The organism is Huijunlia imazamoxiresistens (assembly GCF_037132455.1).
GTDB lineage: Bacteria > Bacteroidota > Bacteroidia > Chitinophagales > Chitinophagaceae > Flavisolibacter > Flavisolibacter imazamoxiresistens.
Map to the genome: position 1 here is coordinate 179722 of NZ_JBBBEI010000013.1, position 17826 is coordinate 197547.

The 17826-nt window shown below is 56.6% G+C and carries 18 protein-coding genes; 14 read left to right on the forward strand and 4 right to left on the reverse strand.

What is annotated here, in order from left to right; all coding sequences use genetic code 11:
• Position 1 precedes the first annotated feature (1 nt).
• The 5 genes from V9K67_RS16715 (at position 2) to V9K67_RS16735 (ending at position 4158) form a co-directional block, all read left to right on the forward strand.
• Entirely contained in the window at positions 2-451 is a 450-nt protein-coding gene (locus tag V9K67_RS16715) for an FKBP-type peptidyl-prolyl cis-trans isomerase (protein ID WP_336724308.1), read from the forward strand.
• A gap of 99 nt (positions 452-550) precedes the next feature.
• Positions 551-1798: a peptidase T gene (pepT, locus tag V9K67_RS16720; RefSeq protein WP_336724310.1), complete on the forward strand. Its 1248-nt coding sequence runs from the start codon at positions 551-553 to the stop codon at positions 1796-1798.
• A gap of 76 nt (positions 1799-1874) precedes the next feature.
• Positions 1875-2834 (forward strand): SPFH domain-containing protein, encoded by a 960-nt coding sequence (locus V9K67_RS16725; RefSeq protein ID WP_336724311.1) that lies wholly within the window; start codon positions 1875-1877, stop codon positions 2832-2834.
• A gap of 162 nt (positions 2835-2996) precedes the next feature.
• Entirely contained in the window at positions 2997-3695 is a 699-nt protein-coding gene (locus tag V9K67_RS16730) for a MotA/TolQ/ExbB proton channel family protein (RefSeq protein ID WP_336724313.1), read from the forward strand.
• Positions 3696-3753: 58 nt separating this feature from the next.
• A complete protein-coding gene (locus V9K67_RS16735; protein WP_336724316.1) occupies positions 3754-4158 on the forward strand; it encodes an ExbD/TolR family protein in 405 nt (134 codons plus the stop codon).
• Between the two features lie 94 nt (positions 4159-4252).
• Here V9K67_RS16735 and prmC read toward each other — a convergent pair whose 3' ends face one another.
• Positions 4253-5155 carry a peptide chain release factor N(5)-glutamine methyltransferase gene (gene prmC / locus V9K67_RS16740; protein WP_336724317.1) on the reverse strand — a complete coding sequence of 301 codons (903 nt, stop codon included), beginning with the start codon at positions 5153-5155 and terminating at the stop codon, positions 4253-4255.
• A gap of 119 nt (positions 5156-5274) precedes the next feature.
• Here prmC and ribD point away from each other — a divergent pair, with 119 nt between their 5' ends.
• From ribD to V9K67_RS16760, 4 genes are all read left to right on the forward strand, one after another.
• Positions 5275-6369, forward strand: a complete 1095-nt coding sequence (gene ribD, locus V9K67_RS16745; RefSeq protein ID WP_336724319.1) for a bifunctional diaminohydroxyphosphoribosylaminopyrimidine deaminase/5-amino-6-(5-phosphoribosylamino)uracil reductase RibD — start codon at positions 5275-5277, stop codon at positions 6367-6369.
• A gap of 18 nt (positions 6370-6387) precedes the next feature.
• On the forward strand, positions 6388-6984 hold the full coding sequence (locus V9K67_RS16750; protein WP_336724322.1) for an IMPACT family protein: 597 nt from the start codon (positions 6388-6390) through the stop codon (positions 6982-6984).
• A gap of 187 nt (positions 6985-7171) precedes the next feature.
• Complete coding sequence (gap, locus tag V9K67_RS16755; protein WP_336724324.1) at positions 7172-8185, forward strand: type I glyceraldehyde-3-phosphate dehydrogenase; 1014 nt, start codon at positions 7172-7174, stop codon at positions 8183-8185.
• A 153-nt stretch (positions 8186-8338) separates the two neighbouring features.
• Complete coding sequence (locus V9K67_RS16760) at positions 8339-9529, forward strand: phosphoglycerate kinase (protein WP_336724326.1); 1191 nt, start codon at positions 8339-8341, stop codon at positions 9527-9529.
• 79 nt (positions 9530-9608) lie between these two features.
• Here V9K67_RS16760 and V9K67_RS16765 read toward each other — a convergent pair whose 3' ends face one another.
• Positions 9609-10730 carry a PQQ-dependent sugar dehydrogenase gene (locus V9K67_RS16765; RefSeq protein WP_336724327.1) on the reverse strand — a complete coding sequence of 374 codons (1122 nt, stop codon included), beginning with the start codon at positions 10728-10730 and terminating at the stop codon, positions 9609-9611.
• A gap of 109 nt (positions 10731-10839) precedes the next feature.
• Here V9K67_RS16765 and V9K67_RS16770 point away from each other — a divergent pair, with 109 nt between their 5' ends.
• Genes V9K67_RS16770 through V9K67_RS16780 form a run of 3 tightly spaced genes read left to right on the forward strand, consistent with a single transcriptional unit; the run spans position 10840 to position 12769 of the window.
• Positions 10840-11469: a LemA family protein gene (locus V9K67_RS16770; protein ID WP_336724329.1), complete on the forward strand. Its 630-nt coding sequence runs from the start codon at positions 10840-10842 to the stop codon at positions 11467-11469.
• A 5-nt stretch (positions 11470-11474) separates the two neighbouring features.
• Positions 11475-11936: a TPM domain-containing protein gene (locus V9K67_RS16775; RefSeq protein ID WP_336724330.1), complete on the forward strand. Its 462-nt coding sequence runs from the start codon at positions 11475-11477 to the stop codon at positions 11934-11936.
• A gap of 47 nt (positions 11937-11983) precedes the next feature.
• Entirely contained in the window at positions 11984-12769 is a 786-nt protein-coding gene (locus V9K67_RS16780) for a TPM domain-containing protein (protein WP_336724332.1), read from the forward strand.
• A 76-nt stretch (positions 12770-12845) separates the two neighbouring features.
• Here the strand turns inward: V9K67_RS16780 and V9K67_RS16785 are convergent, their stop codons facing one another.
• Complete coding sequence (locus V9K67_RS16785) at positions 12846-15323, reverse strand: M1 family aminopeptidase (RefSeq protein WP_336724334.1); 2478 nt, start codon at positions 15321-15323, stop codon at positions 12846-12848.
• A gap of 109 nt (positions 15324-15432) precedes the next feature.
• On the opposite strand from V9K67_RS16785, the gene V9K67_RS16790 reads away from it, so the two are divergent.
• Both V9K67_RS16790 and truA read left to right on the forward strand, forming a co-directional pair.
• The gene (locus tag V9K67_RS16790; protein WP_336724335.1) at positions 15433-16773 is read left to right on the forward strand and encodes a hypothetical protein; all 1341 of its coding nucleotides are present in this window, start codon (positions 15433-15435) and stop codon (positions 16771-16773) included.
• A 6-nt stretch (positions 16774-16779) separates the two neighbouring features.
• Complete coding sequence (truA, locus tag V9K67_RS16795) at positions 16780-17535, forward strand: tRNA pseudouridine(38-40) synthase TruA (RefSeq protein ID WP_336724337.1); 756 nt, start codon at positions 16780-16782, stop codon at positions 17533-17535.
• 54 nt (positions 17536-17589) lie between these two features.
• Here the strand turns inward: truA and V9K67_RS16800 are convergent.
• The coding region (locus tag V9K67_RS16800; protein WP_336724339.1) for a hypothetical protein at positions 17590-17826 on the reverse strand (237 nt) is incomplete at its 5' end.

Consider the following 17826-nt stretch of genomic DNA (forward strand, 5'->3'; position numbering starts at 1 on the left):
CATGCAACAAGTAAAAAGCGGTGATAAGGTGCGGGTGCACTATCATGGCAAGCTCCGCAGCGGCGAAACATTTGACAGCTCCCAGGGCAGAGATCCCCTGGAATTTACCGTTGGCGGCGGACAGGTAATCAAAGGCTTCGACCAGGGTGTCATGGGCATGCAGGTAGGCGAGAAGAAAACCGTGGAAATTGAAGTGGAAGATGCCTACGGCGAAAAAAGCCAGGACATGGTCATCGAATTCCCGAAAAACCAGTTTCCCCCGGATATGAAACCCGAAGCCGGCATGCAGCTGATGATGAACAACGGCGCCGGTCAATCCTTCCCCGTAGTGGTAGCAGAAGTGAAGGAAGATACCGTGGTGCTCGATGCCAACCACCCCCTGGCCGGACAGGACCTGATCTTCGATATCGAACTGGTTGAAATCGTGAACAAGCCCCTGATCATCACCTAAGGGTAAAAAGAATTAGGATATTGGGAATTGGGATATCGGGCTTTTGGGATTCTTACCAAAGCTCTATATCCCAATTCCCTTTTTTCTTACATTTAGTTCATGTATCCATCTTACCAATTCACGGCCGCGGACCGTTTTATGCGGTATGTGCAGGTAGACACGCAAAGCGACCCGCTTTCTTCCTCCCAGCCTTCTACCGAAAAGCAAAAAGACCTTTCACGTATACTGGTAACCGAATTGAAGTCCATGGGCATCGAAGACGCCCACCTCGACGAACACGGCTACGTATATGCGACCATTCCTTCCAACAGCGATAAGGACGTTCCCGTCATCTGCTTCTGCTCGCACGTGGATACGGCGCCCGACGCCAGCGGCACCGGTGTCAAACCCCTGCTGCATAAGAATTACGACGGCAGCGATATTGTTCTGCCCGATGATACCAGCCAGGTGATCTCCGCCCGCGAACACCCCTACCTGCAGCAAAAAATCGGGGAGGACCTCATCACGGCCTCCGGCACCACCCTGCTCGGCGCCGACAACAAGGCCGGCGTGGCCATCATCATGGATGCGGCCCACTTCCTGACCACCCATCCCGAAGTAAAGCACGGCACCCTGAAGATCCTGTTCACCCCCGACGAAGAGATCGGCCGCGGCGTGGACAAGGTGGACATCGCCAAGCTGGGCGCCCAATTCGCCTACACCCTCGATGGCGGCGAACGCGGGGCGTATACCGACGAAACCTTCAGCGCCGACGGCGTCAGCGTGACCTTTCACGGCGTCAGCGCCCACCCCGGCTATGCCAAGGACAAGCTGGTGAATGCCCTGAAAGTGGCCGGCACCTTCCTGCACCTGCTGCCGCGCCACGAATTCGCTCCCGAGGCCACCGAAGGCCGCGAAGGCTTTGTGCACCCGGTGCATTTCGACGGCATCGCCGAAAAAGCGACCGTGAAATTCATTATCCGCGACTTTAGCACCGCCCGTTTGCAGGAGCACGAAGCCCGCCTGGAAGCCATTGCCAAAGAAGCGGTGGCGCAGTACCCGAAGGCCACCTACACCTTCGAGGTAAAAGAACAATACCGCAACATGAAAGAGGTGCTGCAGCACCACCCGCAGATGGAAGCCAATGCCCGCAAGGCCATGCAGCGCGCCGGCGTGCCCTTTGAAATGCACAGCGCCCGCGGCGGTACCGACGGCTCGCGCCTGTCGTTCATGGGCCTGCCCTGCGCCGACATTTTCACCGGCGAAATGGCGTTCCACAGCAAGCACGAGTACGTGAGCGTGCAGGACATGAACAAAGCGGTGGAAACGGTGGTACACCTGGCGCAGATCTGGGAGGAGCAGGCTTAACCGTTCGTCCAATCTTTAGGGCGTTCTTCCCCTAAACTGTCTATATTTATTGTACCATTACATAAACCAAACGATTATGGACTTCCTCATCAGTTACTGGTGGTTTATCCTGCTGCTGCTCGTGGTATTCAGCGGGCTCTTCACCATCAACCAGGGCTATATCGGTGTCATCACCATGTTCGGCAAATACCAGAGAGTGGTCAAGCCGGGCCTGAACCTCAAAATACCCCTGCTGGAACAGCTCTATAAAAAAGTATCCATCCAGAACCGCTCCGTGGAAATGGAGTTCCAGGCCGTTACCCAGGACCAGGCCAATGTGTATTTTAAAAGCATGCTGTTGTACGCCGTACAGAATGCCGAAGAAGAGACCATCAAAAAGGTGGCGTTCAAATTCATTTCCGACCGCGACCTGATGCAGGCCCTGGTGCGCACCATCGAGGGTAACATCCGCTCGTTCGTGGCCACCAAGCGGCAGGCGCAGATCCTGATGCTGCGCCGCGAGATCGTGGAGGACGTGAAGGCCGCCATCGACGTGACGCTGGAGGAGTGGGGGTACCACCTGCTCGACCTGCAGATCAACGACATTACCTTCGACAAGGCCATCATGGAGTCGATGAGCAAGGTGGTGGCATCCAACAACCTGAAGGCCGCCGCCGAAAACGAAGGCCAGGCGCTGCTGATCACCAAGACCAAGGCCGCCGAAGCAGAGGGCAATGCCATCAAGATCGCTGCCGAGGCCGAAAGGGAAGCTGCCCGTTTGCGCGGCCAGGGCGTGGCCCTGTTCCGCCAGGAGGTGGCCCGCGGTATGACCGAGGCCGCCGAGCAGATGAAGCAGGCCAACCTCGATACCAACGTGATCCTGTTCAGCATGTGGACCGAAGCCATCAAGAACTTCGCCGAGTACGGCAAGGGCAACGTCATCTTCCTCGACGGCAGCTCGGAGGGCATGGAGCGCACCATGAAGCAGATCCAGTCGCTGATGATCAAGCAGGCCGGTACCGAAACCGAGTACCTCGGACCCGGCAGAAAATTCTAGGCGGCAGGCAAAATTGAGAACGTTAAAATTGGAATGTCACGAAGCGGTGACATTTTTTTTTGTTCTTATTTGCCGAACGAAATATACATTTACGGGCCAGCGTTAGAGTGCCTCGTGTACATTTGCGCAAAAGAAAAATATTAAAAAAGGTAAATATTCGTTATGATCAATTTGCTTCAGACTTTGGATACCGTGAACCAGGCAGCCGGCGCCGTGGTGCAGACCGATGCGAACGCCGACGGGCAGATCAGCCTGGGTGAGTTGCTCGCGCTGGGCGGCTGGCTGATGTTGCCGCTGGGACTGCTTTTCCTGATGACCATTTATGTGTTCTTCGAGCGCCTGATCGCCATCCGCAAGGCGTCCAGCATCGACGGCAACTTTATGAACATCGTGCGGGATCACATCGTCAACGGCAACGTGACCGCTGCCCGCAGCTTTGCCAAGAACACCAACAACCCCGTGGCGCGCATTATTGATAAAGGCATCCAGCGCCTGGGCAAACCCATCGACAGTATCGAAAAGAGCATGGAGAACGTAGGCAAGCTGGAGCTGTACAACATGGAACGCAACCTGTCCATCCTGTCGCTGATCGCCGGCATCGCCCCTATGTTCGGGTTTTTGGGCACCATCATCGGTATGTTCCAGTTGTTCTACCGCCTGGCCACCACCGGCGAATTCACCATCCAGACCATGGCCAACGGTATCTATACCAAAATGATCACGTCGGCTTCCGGTCTCATCATCGGCCTGCTGGCCTATATTGCCCACAGCTACCTGGTAGCCCAGGTGGACAAGACCGCCAATAAAATGGAAAGTTCCAGCGCCGAATTCATCGACATTCTGCAGGAACCCACGAGATAAGGAACAGGTACCAAGTACGGGGAGCGAAGTACGAAGTACAATAACCAACATATTTGTAATGAATATTCGAAGGAAATTAAGGGCGCATACCGAGGTGCATACGGGTCCGCTGAACGACATATTATTTATCCTGCTGCTGTTCTTCCTGATCGCCGCCACGCTGGCTAACCCCAACGTGATCAAGCTGTCGCAGCCCAAGGCGAAAAGCGATACAAAGGCCAAGCAAACGGTGGTCGTGTCCATCGATGCCAACAAGGTTTATTTTGTGGGCACGACCCGGGTGGAATCCGATTCGGCCATGAAGCTGGCCCTGGCGCCGCTGATCCAGAAGGAAACCCAGGATCCCACCGTGGTCATCAATGCCGACAAGACCGTTCCCCTGGAATACGTGGTCGGCGTGATGCGGGTAGCCCGCGAGCTGGGCGCCAAGACCGTGCTGGCCGTGGATAAGAATTCCCAATAGGAGCCCAGCCCATCGGGCCGAACATAAAAAAAGCACTCCTTCATTTTTTTGACGGAGTGCTTTTCTATTTTAAGGATGTTTCGTTCAACTGTTCTTATGCGGGGGCAACCGCCTTCACCATCCGGTGCTTGCCCTGCATGTCGGTGCGCAGCTCGATATCCAGGTAACCTTCGTTTTCAAACAGTGCCACCACTTCCGGCCCCAGGCCTTCGTGGATCTCGGCATAGAGGCAGCCGCCCGGGTGCAGTCGGTGCTTGCCGAACTGGGCCAGGGCCCGGTAAAACAGCAGCACGTCGCTATCGGGGACGAACAGGGCCGAATGCGGCTCGAAATCCAGCACGTTGGGCTGCATTTCCTCTTTGTCCCCCAGGGGAATATAGGGCGGGTTGCTGACCAGGATGTCAACCGTCGGTAGCTGCCGCCGCTGGGCCTCGTCCAAAAAGTCCAGCCCCACGAAGTCCACGCGGATATCCAGCTCCGAGCCGTTGCGGCGGGCCACGGCCAGCGCATCGTCGCTGAAGTCGCAGGCCCAGGTTTCCGCCTTGGGCATTGCTTTTTTCAGGGCCAGGGCAATGCAGCCGCTGCCGGTGCCCACATCCAGGATTTTCAACCGGGTGGTTTCATCGGCTTCCGCCGGCTGGCGGTCAAATACGTCTTTGCCCGATGCTTTGAGATCGGAAACGATCCAGTCCACCAGTTCTTCCGTCTCGGGGCGGGGGATCAGCACGTTCCGGTCGACAAAAAGTTTCATGCCGTAGAACCAGGCTTCGTTCAGTACGTATTGCACCGGCTCGTGGTGCAGGAGGCGGTGGTGGCATTCCGTCAGGTGGTGGAGCTGCTGTACCACCAGCGGGTCGTCGCGGCGGCTGAGCCGGTCCACCCGCGACAGGCCGGTAACCTGCTCCATGACCAGGGCGGCAATATTGGCCGCCTCCCGGCTGTCGTAAATGCTGCTGATTTCCTGTCGCAGCCAGATCTCTGCTTGCCCTGTTTTCATCTATGCGCGTTTAGTCGTGATTCCTCTGTTGTGAATGGAAGTTCGTGAAGTTCGGATAAATCAAATAATTCGTTTTATCCGTATCCATCGTATTTCCGAAATTCGTGCCTTTATTCCTGATGGAGCACGAAATTTACATGCGGCGTTGCCTGGACCTGGCCCTGCTGGGGGGCGGCAACGTAGCGCCGAATCCCATGGTAGGCTCGGTGCTGGTGCACGAAGGCCGGATCATCGGCGAAGGGTACCACCGGCAGTACGGCGGCCCCCATGCCGAGGTGAACTGTATCCGTTCCGTTCGCCCCGAAGACCGTCCCCTGATTCCCCAATCCACCATTTATGTATCGCTGGAGCCCTGCGCCCATTTTGGCAAAACCCCTCCCTGTGCCGACCTGGTCATCGAACAGCGCATCGCCCGGGTGGTGGTAGGCTGCCGCGATCCTTTCCTGGAGGTGAACGGCAAAGGCATCGAAAAGATCCGGGCCGCCGGCATACCGGTCGAGCTGGGCATCCTGGAGCAGGAGTGCCTGCAGCTGAACAAACGCTTTTTTACCTTTCATACGGCCCACCGCCCCTACGTTATTCTGAAGTGGGCCCAGACCGCCGACGGCCGGATCGCGCCCCCGGCCACCGGGCCCGATAGCCGCCTGCTGATCAGCAACGCCTACAGCAATCGCCTGGTGCACAAATGGCGGGGCGAGGAGATGGCGATCCTCGTCGGCACCAATACCGCCCTGAAAGACAATCCCGAATTGAATACCCGCCTGTGGCCGGGCCCCAACCCCATCCGGCTGGTGGTAGACAAAGACTTGCGCCTGCCCCCTTCGTTAAAGCTGTTCAATGGAGTCCTTCCCACCCTTGTCTTCAACCTGCACCAACATACCCTGCCCTTTGGAAAGATCTCCGCTACCGACCTGCGGCAACTGGAAGTAGCGTATTATCAAATAACCGAGGACGTAAGCCTGGTGCACCAGGTGCTGAACGCCCTCTACTCCCTGGGCATCCAATCCGTACTGGTGGAAGGCGGCAGCCGGCTGCTGCAATCCTTTATCGATGAAGGCGCCTGGGACGAAGCACGGGTGATTACCGCCGGGGAACTGGCCATCGGCCGCGGCCTGCCTGCCCCCGTGCTGAGCGACTTCCGCTTGGCCCGTATCGAACGCTTTGCCGCCGATACGCATCACCATTATGCCCGCCGCCCCAACGCGTTTGTATAACTTTTGACGATTCACGACATGACCCATTACCAAACGATCGAACAGCCCGCACTGGCAGAATTCAGGGACCGCGGAAGCCGGTTTCTCGCCTATGCATACCCGGTAAAAACGGCGGACGAATTCAAAAAACACCTGAAGGCGCTGAAGGAAGAACATCCCAAGGCCGTGCACCATTGCTTTGCCTACCGGCTGGGCATCGACAAAAATAACTTCCGCTCGAGCGACGACGGCGAGCCCTCCGGATCGGCGGGCAAACCCATACTGGGACAGATCGACAGCAAGAACCTCACCGACGTGGCGGTAGTGGTGGTGCGGTATTTCGGCGGTACCCTGCTGGGCGTTCCCGGGCTGATCAATGCCTATAAAACCGCCACCACCCTGGCCCTGCAGCAGAGCCCGGTAGTGGAAAAACCCGTGCTGGTAGCCTACGAGCTGCAGTACGACTACACCCTGATAAACGAGGTGATGATGGTGGTCAAACGCTTTGGCTGTACCGTATTTCAGAACGAAATGAAGCTGTTCTGCCGCCTGGAGATCGGCATCCCCAGGGCCGAAGAGGCCGCCTGCCTGCAGCAGTTCCGGCAGCTGCACCAGCTGGAGGTAAAAAAGCGGTAAAAATCTTTTTGTTACTTTAGCCCCCGGAAATGAGCGGGAGGAAGATCCCGGAGGGTAAGGAACTGAGGTTCAGGGGAAGGATACTGACGAAAATCACCTGTGCGTCAAATTTTGAATGTTTCATAAATAAACCAATCCATTATCTTCGTCCCGCATTAACAAATTTTAAAAACAATTTTTTTTTCTTATGAGTTCAGTTAAAGTAGCCATTAATGGTTTTGGCAGGATCGGCCGCCTGGTGTTTCGCCAGATCTTCAACATGGAAGGTATCGAGGTGGTTGCCATCAACGACCTGACCAGCCCCAAGGTTTTAGCCCACCTGCTGAAATACGATACTGCTCAAGGCCGGTTCAATGAGACGGTGAAAGCCACCGAAAACTCCATTGTGGTTAATGGTGATGAAATTAAAATTTACGCTCAGAAAAACCCGGCTGAAATTCCCTGGGGCCAGCACGATGTGGACGTGGTCCTGGAATGTACCGGTTTCTTTACCGATAAAGCTAAAGCCGAAGCCCACCTGCAGGCCGGCGCTAAAAAAGTGGTGATCTCCGCCCCCGCCACCGGCGACCTGAAGACCATCGTTTTCAACGTAAACCACGAGATCCTGGACGGCAGCGAAACCGTGATCAGCTGCGCTTCCTGCACCACCAACTGCCTGGCTCCCATGGCCAAGGTGCTGGACGATTCCTTCGGTATCGTAGGCGGTCTGATGACCACCGTGCACGCGTACACCAACGACCAGAACACCCAGGATGCCCCGCACCCCAAAGGTGACCTGCGCCGTGCCCGTGCCGCTGCCCAGAATATCGTTCCCAACAGCACCGGCGCCGCCAAAGCCATCGGCCTGGTACTGCCCAGCCTGAAAGGCAAACTCGACGGTACCGCTCAGCGTGTTCCGACCCTGACCGGCTCCCTGACCGAGCTGACCTCCATCCTGGGCAAGGAAGTAACCGTGGAAGAAGTAAACGCTGCCATGCAAAAAGCTGCCAACGAAAGCTACGGTTATACCGAAGACGAAATCGTTAGCGGCGACGTGATCGGCATGCACTACGGCTCGCTGTTCGACGCCACCCAGACCAAAGTACTGAAGGTAGGCGGCCAGCAACTGGTGAAAACCGTAAGCTGGTACGACAACGAAATGAGCTATGTATCGCAGCTGGTACGTACCGTTCACTTCTTCGCAAAACTGATCCAAAAGTAAAGCGGATGCCGGTTAAGGGAAATCATCCTACCATTGGTTGCTGCTCCCTGCCAAACCGGGCTGAAGCGTTCTACACCAACGTTTCGATCTTTATTCAATAAGGTAAAAGGGCTTTCTTACGGGAAAGCCTTTTTATTTAAACACTTTCAACGTATGTCTAAATTCTCTGATTATAATTTCTCCGGCAAGAAAGCCCTGATCCGCGTGGACTTCAACGTACCGCTGGATGCCCAGTACCAGATCACCGACGACACCCGCATGCAGGCGGCGATCCCCACCATCAAAAAGATCCTGGCCGATGGCGGCAGCGTGATCCTGATGTCGCACCTGGGCCGCCCCAAAGAAGGCCCTACCGAAAAGTATTCGCTCAAACACCTGGTGGCCCACCTGGGCGAGCTGGTGGGCGCTCCCGTGCAGTTCGCCAACGACTGCATCGGTGAAGAAGCCATCCACAAGGCCGCTGCCCTGAAGGCCGGCGAAGTGCTGCTGCTCGAAAACCTGCGCTTTTACAAGCAGGAAGAAAAAGGCGACGAAGGCTTTGCCGAAAAATTATCCAAGCTGGGTGACGTCTACGTGAACGACGCCTTCGGTACCGCCCACCGCGCCCACGCCTCCACGGCCGTGATCGCTCAATTCTTTCCTGCCGAAAACCGCATGTTCGGCCTGCTGATGGAAGGCGAAGTATCCAGCGCCGAGCGCGTGCTGGCCGGCGCTGAAAAACCCTTTACCGCCATCATCGGCGGCGCCAAGGTGTCCGACAAGATCCTCATCATCGAAAACCTGCTGGAGCGCGCCACCGACATCATCATCGGCGGCGGCATGGCGTACACTTTTTTTAAAGCCTGCGACGGCCATATCGGCAATTCGCTGGTGGAACTCGACCGCCTCGACATGGCCCGCGACCTGCTGCGCAAGGCCGAAGAAAAAGGCGTGGTCATCCACCTGCCTTCCGACTCCATCATCGCCGACAAGTTTGCCAACGAAGCCAACATTTCCTCTTCGCTGAGCAACACCATCCCCGACGGCTGGATGGGCCTCGACATCGGCGTCATGGCCTGCGAGCAGTTTACCAAGATCATCCACGCCTCCAAGACCATCCTCTGGAACGGCCCGATGGGCGTGTTTGAAATGGAAAAATTCCAGCACGGCACCAAGACCATCGCCAAGGCGGTAGCCGAAGCCACCGAAGACGGCGCCTTCTCCCTGGTCGGCGGCGGCGACAGCGTGGCTGCTGTGAACAAGTTCGGCCTGGCCGAGAAAGTGAGCTATGTGTCCACCGGCGGTGGCGCCATGCTCGAATACTTCGAAGGCAAGGAACTGCCCGGTATCGCAGCCGTAAAATAGACCGGCAACCGGCAACTTTTGAGTTGGCCCGCTGATCCCCTAAAAAGCACGCCTTCCGGCTGGAGGGCGTGCTTTTTATTTATCCCTTCTTCCCGATCATAATGATTTTATCCTTTCCCCCACCGTTGCTGGTGCCGACAAACACCCGGCCGTCGGGGGCCACGCAAACAGAGCGGAGACGGCCGTACTTGCCGTTAAAGAGTTCCGCCTCGCCGGTAATGGCCGTCCGGCTTTCGTTCAGCTGCAGCTGGTACATCCGGCTGTTTTTCAGGGTCACCAGCAACAGCGACGACTTCCATTGGGGAACCAGGTCCTTGTCATAAAAGGCCAGGCCGCAAACGGCCAGGGTAGGGGTCCAGGCACGAAGCGGTTCCTTTATGTTTCGTTCCGCACAGAGGCGCTGTTCGGCGGGGGTGTTGCAGGGGCCCTGCACGTCGGGCCAGCCGTAATTCCTTCCTTTTTCAATCCGGTTGATCTCGTCGTCGGTGCTGGCGCCGTGCTCGGAGCTGAACAACTGGTTATCCACCAGCACCAGCCCCTGCGGATTGCGGTGTCCCCAGCTCCAGACCGGGTTTTGGGGAAAAGGATTGTCGGCCGGGATGCTGCCGTCGAGGTGGAGGCGCAGGATCTTCCCGTTCGGGGAAGCCGTATCCTGGGCCAGGGCCCGGGTGGAGGCATCGCCGGTTGAAATGAAGAGCTTGTCCTGCTGGATAACCAGCCGGCTGCCGTTGTGGATGGAAGCAGCCCGGATGCCGTCCAGCAGGATCGCCGGGGCCGCCAGCGTGGTCCCGTTGTAGGTAAACCGTACCACCTTTTCCCGGTAGCCGGCATTGCTTTGGTAGGTATACACAACGTACACATAGGGTTGGGTGGCAAAGTCGGGATGCAGCGCCATGCCCAGCAGCCCTCCTTCGCCGGAGCTGTGCACATCGGGAAGGGATAAGAGGGGAAGGACCGCACCGTTTGCCGGGTTGACCCGGCTGATGTGGCCGCCCCGCTGCGTGATCCACAGGAAGTTGTCCGGCCCCCAGACGATTTCCCAGACATGGTTCAGCTTGTCGGCCACCACTTTTTCCTCCAGCTCCACCGGGGCGGACGGGGAAAGAGGTGCCGGGGGCGGCTCCGGCAGGGAATTGGTAGCTTTATGGCAGCACAGAAAGCCGGCAAGAACGGCTGTCAGGCAAAGAGCGAGCTTTTTCACCGGAAGACATTTTGTCTCTATCACCGGAAAAATTGTGCCTTGGAATAAAATATGCTTCAAGCACAGTTATCTTTAAACTCAAATATTTATTCAACAAATCAAGAAACACATGAAAGGACGTTCGCTGACTACGATAATCGTTATTGGCATTATCGTGATCTTTTTGTTCTGGGGGTGCGGCAGTTACAATAACATGGTGAAAGAAGACGAGGCGGTAAAGAAATCGTGGAACTATGTGCAGTCGCAATACCAGCGCCGTGCCGACCTCATTCCTAACCTGGTCAATACCGTTAAAGGCGAAGCCAACTTTGAACGCGGCACGCTGGAAAGCGTGATCAACGCCCGGGCCCGTGCTACCTCCATCCAGGTGAACCCCGAGGACCTGACGCCCGAAAAGCTGCGGGAGTTCCAGGCGGCGCAGTCGCAGTTGTCGCAGGCGCTCGGCCGGCTGCTGGTGGTCAGCGAGCAATATCCCACCCTTCGTGCCAACGAGGCGTTCCGCAACCTGCAGGCGCAGCTGGAAGGAACGGAGAACCGCATTGCCGTGGCCCGCAACGACTTCAATGACGCCGTTCAGACCTATAATACCAAGGTGCGTACCTTTCCCACCAACGTCTTTGCCGGCATGATGGGCTTCCATCCCCGCGAAGGATTTACGGCCGACCAGGGTTCGCAAAACGCTCCCAAGGTGGATTTTGGGGAACGCCAGCCATCGGTAAATTTTGATACCAATAAATAAGCGCCGTGAAACTGTTCCCCTGGCAAAAGCAACGAGAATTCTTTTCTCCGGAAGAAAAGGAACAACTCATGGACGCCATCCGCAAAGCCGAGCAGCGTACCAGCGGCGAGGTGCGCCTCTTCATTGAGTCGCGCTGCCGCTTTGTGGATGCCCTGGACCGGGCGCGGGAGATCTTTTCCCGCCTCGGCATGGAAAAGACCGAAGCCCGCAATGCGGTGCTGGTGTACGTAGCCGTGGATGACCACCAGGTGGCCGTATTCGGCGACGAAGGCATTCACCGCGTGGTGGGGCAGCAGTACTGGGAGGCGGAAGTCGGCAAAATGCTGGCACGCTTCCGCGAGGAACACCTGGCAGAAGGCATTTCCCTGTGCATCACCGACATCGGCGACGCCCTGCACCACTTTTTCCCCTACGACCGGGATACGGATAAAAACGAATTGCCCGACGACATCATTTTCGGGAAGTAGCCTTTACCCTTACAACCGGACGATGTTTCCGGACTGGAATAACCTACATGAAGAAGATTGCCCTTTTCTTACTGGTATTGTGGAGTGTGTGCGCCCAGGCGCAGATCGATAAGGTCATTCCCCCGCGGCCACAGCCGCAGCGGCTGGTCAACGACCTGGCCAACGTGCTCACCGACCTGGAGGAGCAGGCGCTGGAGCAAAAGCTGGTGGCCTACGACGACAGCACCTCCAACCAGATTGCCGTAGTTACCCTCCCCACCATCGGGGATTATCCCCTGGAAGACGTGTCGTTGCAGATCCTGCGCCGCTGGGGCGTGGGAGGGAAGGACAATAATAACGGCATCGTCATCCTGGCGGTCGTCAATGACCGCAAGGTGCGGATCGAGGTCGGCTATGGCCTGGAAGGAGCTGTCCCCGACATTACCGCCAAAACCATTATCGAGCACGACCTGTTGCCCCGGTTCCGCGAAGGAGCCTATTACGAAGGGGTGGACGCGGCGGCGACCTCGGTGATGAAGGCCGCGGTGGGCGAATACCATGCACCGGAAGGATATGCCCAGCGGAAAAAGGGCAGGAGCGGGGGCCTGAGCTTTGGAAAGATCCTCATCGGCTTTATCGTGCTCTGGGTGCTGCTGGGCATGTTCGGCGGCGGTGGCCGGGGCGGTGGCGGCTTTATGTCGCGCCGGGGCTACCGCACCTTTGGCGGTCCCATAATCTTCCCTACCGGCTTTGGCGGCGGCGGCGGCTGGGGCGGCGGCGGTGACAGCGGCGGCGGCTTCGGTGGTTTCGGCGGCGGCAGCGGCGGCGGCGGCGGCGCCAGCGGAAGCTGGTAAAACGGCCCAAAAAAATGAAAGCCCGGAAGTGCAGCAAGGACTGACTTCCGGGCTTTGTCGTTCAGGGGGCAAAAGCCTATTTTTTCTCTTTCAGGGATTGTTCAATGTAGTCGCCCTGGTCCTTTTGTCCGCTGTTGTCCTTGGCCTTCTGGATGTTCCGCAGCAGGGTGTCCAGCACGGGCGCCAGTTGTTCCTTATAGGTTTCCGGCACCTGCTCTTTGAATTGCAAAATATCGTTCACGCCTCTTTTGAAGGTTTCCAGCGATTTTACCTTTACCAGGAAAGTCACCAGCGGTTTCAGCGCGTCGAATTTTTCCTGGCCGAAGGGCATGGCTTCAAAGTTGCCCAGGATGAGCCCGGCGCTGGATTCGTCGCCGGCAGCGACCATGGTGCGGGTAACGGCTTCCGCCAGCTTTCCTTTTACCGGTTGCTGCGCCAGGCGTTTGGCCTCCGTCAGTGCCAGTGAGCTGTCCAGTTGGGCCAGGCCGTTCAGGGCGTTGCCGGAAACGGTGTACGAGGAGTCGTTCACCGCTGCCTTAAAGATCGGCAGGTGCCGGGTGTTGCCGTATTCGGCCAGGCGGTCCAGGGCGGCTGCTTTCGTCGTCCTTTTGCGGTCGTTTTTGGCGATGTCGGCCAGCAGGCTTTCCGCCCGTGTTTTGATGGCCTCCCGGCGCAGGTCCAGGCTGCCGATGGCCCATTCGCGCAGGCCGGCGAACGGATCTTTCAGGGCCAGCAGCATCAGCTCTGCCGCTTTCGGCTCTTCCTGTTTTTGGGAAGCGGCTACCAGGGCTTCCTTGCGGTCGGCATAGTTGCGGGCATTGCGGAACTGGAACAGGTATTCCTCAAAAGTTTTGTTTTCCTTTTTCTCTGCCAGCAGTGTTTTCTCGGCGTCAAAGTTCACCAGGTCGGGACGGGAGGCGGCTGCAAAGCGGAAGGTATCCACTTTGTTGTCTACCCAAACGGTGTAGCGCTTGCGGTCGCCGCCCTGGTACACGTCTACCGCTGCGGGGAAGCGGAATACCTTGTTGCCCCCCTGCGTCTGGCTAACGGTCACGGTTGCCTGTTTGGTTGCCCCATCGTAGCCGTAAGTGATGTTCAGCTTGGGGTGACCGCTGCCGTAATACCATTGGTTCCAGAACCAGTTCAGGTCCTTGCCGGTCACCTCTTCGAATGCCAGGCGAAGCTGCTGGGCTTCGGCCGCCTTGAACTTGTTGGTGGTCAGGTACAGGTTCAATGAGCGGAAGAAGGCGCTGTCGCCCACGAAGTTGCGCAGCATGTGCAGGATGCGGCCGCCCTTGTTGTAGCTGACCGCGTCGAACATGTCTTCCTTGTCGGCATAATGGAAGCGCACCAGGTTTTTGGCGTCGCTGCCGCTCCGGACATACCCATTCATGTCTTCGAAATGGTGTTCGTCGGCTGCGTCCTTACCATATTTATATTCCAGCCAGAGGTATTCGCTGTAATTGGCAAAGGACTCATTCAGCGTCAGGTTGCTCCAGCTTTCGGAGGTCACCAGGTCGCCGAACCACTGGTGAAACAGTTCGTGGGCGATGGTGCGTTCCCAGCGGTTGGTATCGGCCAGCTCGCGGGCATCCTGCTGGGCCGACTCCTGGTGCAGGGTGGCGGTGGTATTTTCCATGGCGCCGCTCACGTAATCCTTACCCACGATCTGGTTGTACTTGACCCAAGGGTATTCCACGCCGGTGATCCGCGAAAAGAAGGCCATCATTTCCGGGGTGTGGCCAAAGATCCGGCGGGCAACGGGGGCATATTCCTTTTCCACGTAGTAGGCCACTTCCTTTCCTTTATAGCTGTCTTTTACAATCGCGTAGTCGCCTACGCCCATAAAGAACAGGTAGGGGGCATGGGGCAGCTCCATTTTCCAGTAATCCGTACGGGTGCCGTCGGCATTTTTTTTCTGGCTGACCAGCTTGCCGTTGCTCAGCGAAACGTACTTGTCCGGAACGGTCAGGTAAAAGTCCTGTGTGGTTTTCTGGTTGGGTTTGTCGATAATGGGGATCCAGACCGAGTTGGCTTCGGTTTCGCCCTGGGTCCAGATCTGGGTGGGCTTGTTTTTTTCCTCGCCCCGCGGGTTAATGAAGTAGAGACCTTTGGCATCGGTGATGGCCGCGCTGCCTTTGGCCGAGTATTGGTCGGGTTTCGCCGAATAATCGATAAATACTACGTATTGTTCGCTTTCTTTATAGGAGCGATCCAGGGAAATTTTCAGTTGCTGCCCGTCGTAGGTGTACTTCAGCGGCAGGTTCTTGCCGCCCTTTACGAGGGCCACTTGTTTGATATCCATTCCCTTGGCATCCAGCAGCAATGAATCTGTGGCATAGAAATGCGGTTTTAACGTCAGCCAGGCCTTCCCGTACAAATACGAATGGGCGTAGTCGAAACGGGCTTCCAGCTTTGTGTTCACCATGTCATTCACCCGGTCTTCGGCCGCCCGGTATACCCTCAGGGGTTCGGCCGTCGGGACGGGGGCAGTTTGGGCCACCGCCGTGCCGATCGTCAGGCCGTAAAGAAATGTTAAAACCAGTTGCTTCATATTGATTTTTTGATGGCGGTAAATATAGCGGAAAGCCAAACGCCTGTTAACAAAACTTGATGAGAGGCGGGTTGGTTACTTACATGGTAAACTTGTAATTTTGAGAATTATGAAAAAGTTCCTGCTGTTCGGTCTTGCTCTTGGCTTGTACAATACGGTCCTGCATGCACAGAAAGTGCATTTTATCTACCTGCAGTCCGAGACGGCTGCTCCATTCTACCTGAAAATGAATGGAAAAGTGTATAGTTCCAGCAGCCAGGGATACCTGATTCTTCCCAGCCTGACGGACAGTACCTATGCTTTTCATATCGGCCGCCCGGGTGGCCAGTCGGAACCCAAATTCGCCGTGACCATCAACCATGCCGACCGGGGCTTCCTGCTGAAGAACGTGGACGGGGAACTGAACCTGTTCGACCTGCAGTCCCTGAGCCTCAGCAAACCCGTACAGGAGCAGGCCGGCGCTTACCAGATTATCCAGAAGAACGACCGCTTTTCCCAGTTGCTGGCCTCGGCCGCGGGTGATCCCAGCCTGCTGCAGGAAGTGGTGGCCATTGCGCCGGAAAAAGGAAGCCTGAAGGAAAAGGCCGAAGCCGTGGCCAAGGAGCAGGCAAAGCCCAAGCAGGAGCAGTCCGGCAAGGCCTCCATTACGCCGCCTGCCAGTAAGGAGCCGGCGCCCGTTGCCGCCAAGGAGCCTGCTGCCAAAGAAGTTACCGCGCCGGCGCCCGTCCCCGTGGCGGAACCCGAAGCCGCCAAACCCGAGCCCTCGAAGCCCGAACCGGTAAAGACCGAAGCCCAAAAAGAAGCCGGCGGTCCCCATGCCCCGGCTACCAGCATAGCTGCCGTTGTTCTCGAAGCGCCTAAGGAAGCCCCCAGGGCGGCCAAAGCGCCCCGGGAGGAACCGCAGGAAGTTTTTGTGAAATCCGTTGTCACCCGTCGCTCGGAAAGCTCCCAATCCGGCGGTTTCGGACTGGTGTTCCTCGACACCTATAAAGGATCCACGGATACCATCCGCTTGTTTATCCCCAACCAGAAGGAAGCCTTTCGTCCCGCAAAGACAGCTGCCCAGGAAGTGAAGGCCCCCGAAAGCCAGGTGGCTCCTGTCGCCAAAACCGAAGAGCCGGCTACCGCGGCCGCCCTGGCCTCCCATCCGCCCGCCGGCTGTCCCACCCAGGCCAGCGAAAAAGAATTTTTCCGCCTGCGCAGGAACATGGCCAGTAAGGAAGGAGAGGAGCAGATGATCGTGGAAGCCAAGAAAGCCTTTAAAAGCAGGTGTTTTACTACCGAGCAGGTGAAGAACCTCAGCGCCCTGTTCCTGACGCCCGCCGGCAAATACAATTTTTTTGATGCCGCCTACCTGCATGTGGCCGACCGGGAAAAGTTTTCTTCCCTGGAAGGAGAGATCAGCGACCAATATTTTGCCAACCGTTTTAAAGCTTTAATCGCCCAATAGTTCCGGATGCCCCGTTTTTTTCTCGAGGTGGCTTATAAAGGCACCAAATACTGTGGCTTCCAGGTACAGGAAAATGCCCAGACGATCCAGTCAGAAGTAGAAAAAGCATTTGCTACGTTGCACCGCCGACCGGTTTCCCTGACCGGTTCCTCCCGCACCGATGCCGGCGTACACGCCCTTCAGAATTACTTCCACTTTGACGACGACCAACCGATCAGCCCCCATTTTACCTATAAGATGAACGCCATCCTGCCGAGGGATATCGTTGCCGTCCGCTTGCTGCAGATGCCGCCGGAAAGTCACTCCCGGTTCGAAGCCACCAGCAGGGAGTACGAGTACCGGATCTACCGGGAAAAAAATCCCTTTTTGCAGGGCATTTCTCTTTTTTACCCCTATGCCCTTGACCTTGAGTCAATGCAGCAGGCTGCTGCCCTGGTACAGGAGCAAACGTATTTCTTTGCATTTTCCAAGACGAACACCCAGGTAAAGAACTTTTATTGCACTATTCACAAAAGCCAGTGGTTCTGGCGAGGGGAGGAGCTGGTATACAATGTGGAGGGGAACCGGTTTTTGCGGGGCATGGTGCGGTTGCTGACCGCCACGATGCTGAAAGTAGGGCGGGGGAAGCTGACCCTGGACCAGTTTGCTGCTTATTTTTCTACGGGGGAGAAGTGCGGGCATTCCATTGCCGCGGACGGTTTATTTTTAAAGTCGGTTCGTTACCCCGCGCATTATTTTGAGGGGGCACAGGAGCTTTCCTAAAATTTTTGAAAAAACCGGGTAAATTTTTTTTGCATTAAAAAAACCTTTTTTAACTTAGCCGCCGGCTCTGAAAAAAAACGCCAGTTTTTGCGGGGTCCGGCAAGTTTTCTGAAATAATAGTTGGCAAAGAATAGCTGAGCTCTTATCTTTGCGGCCCGCTAAACGAAACAGCGGTGGTTCTTTGGAAAGGGTTGAACAGAAGTGAAAAAGAAAGGTCAAAACTTGAAAAAAGATTTGGCCGGTTGAGATGAAAGCTGTTACCTTTGCACCCCGCAAACGAAAAGCGGAAGT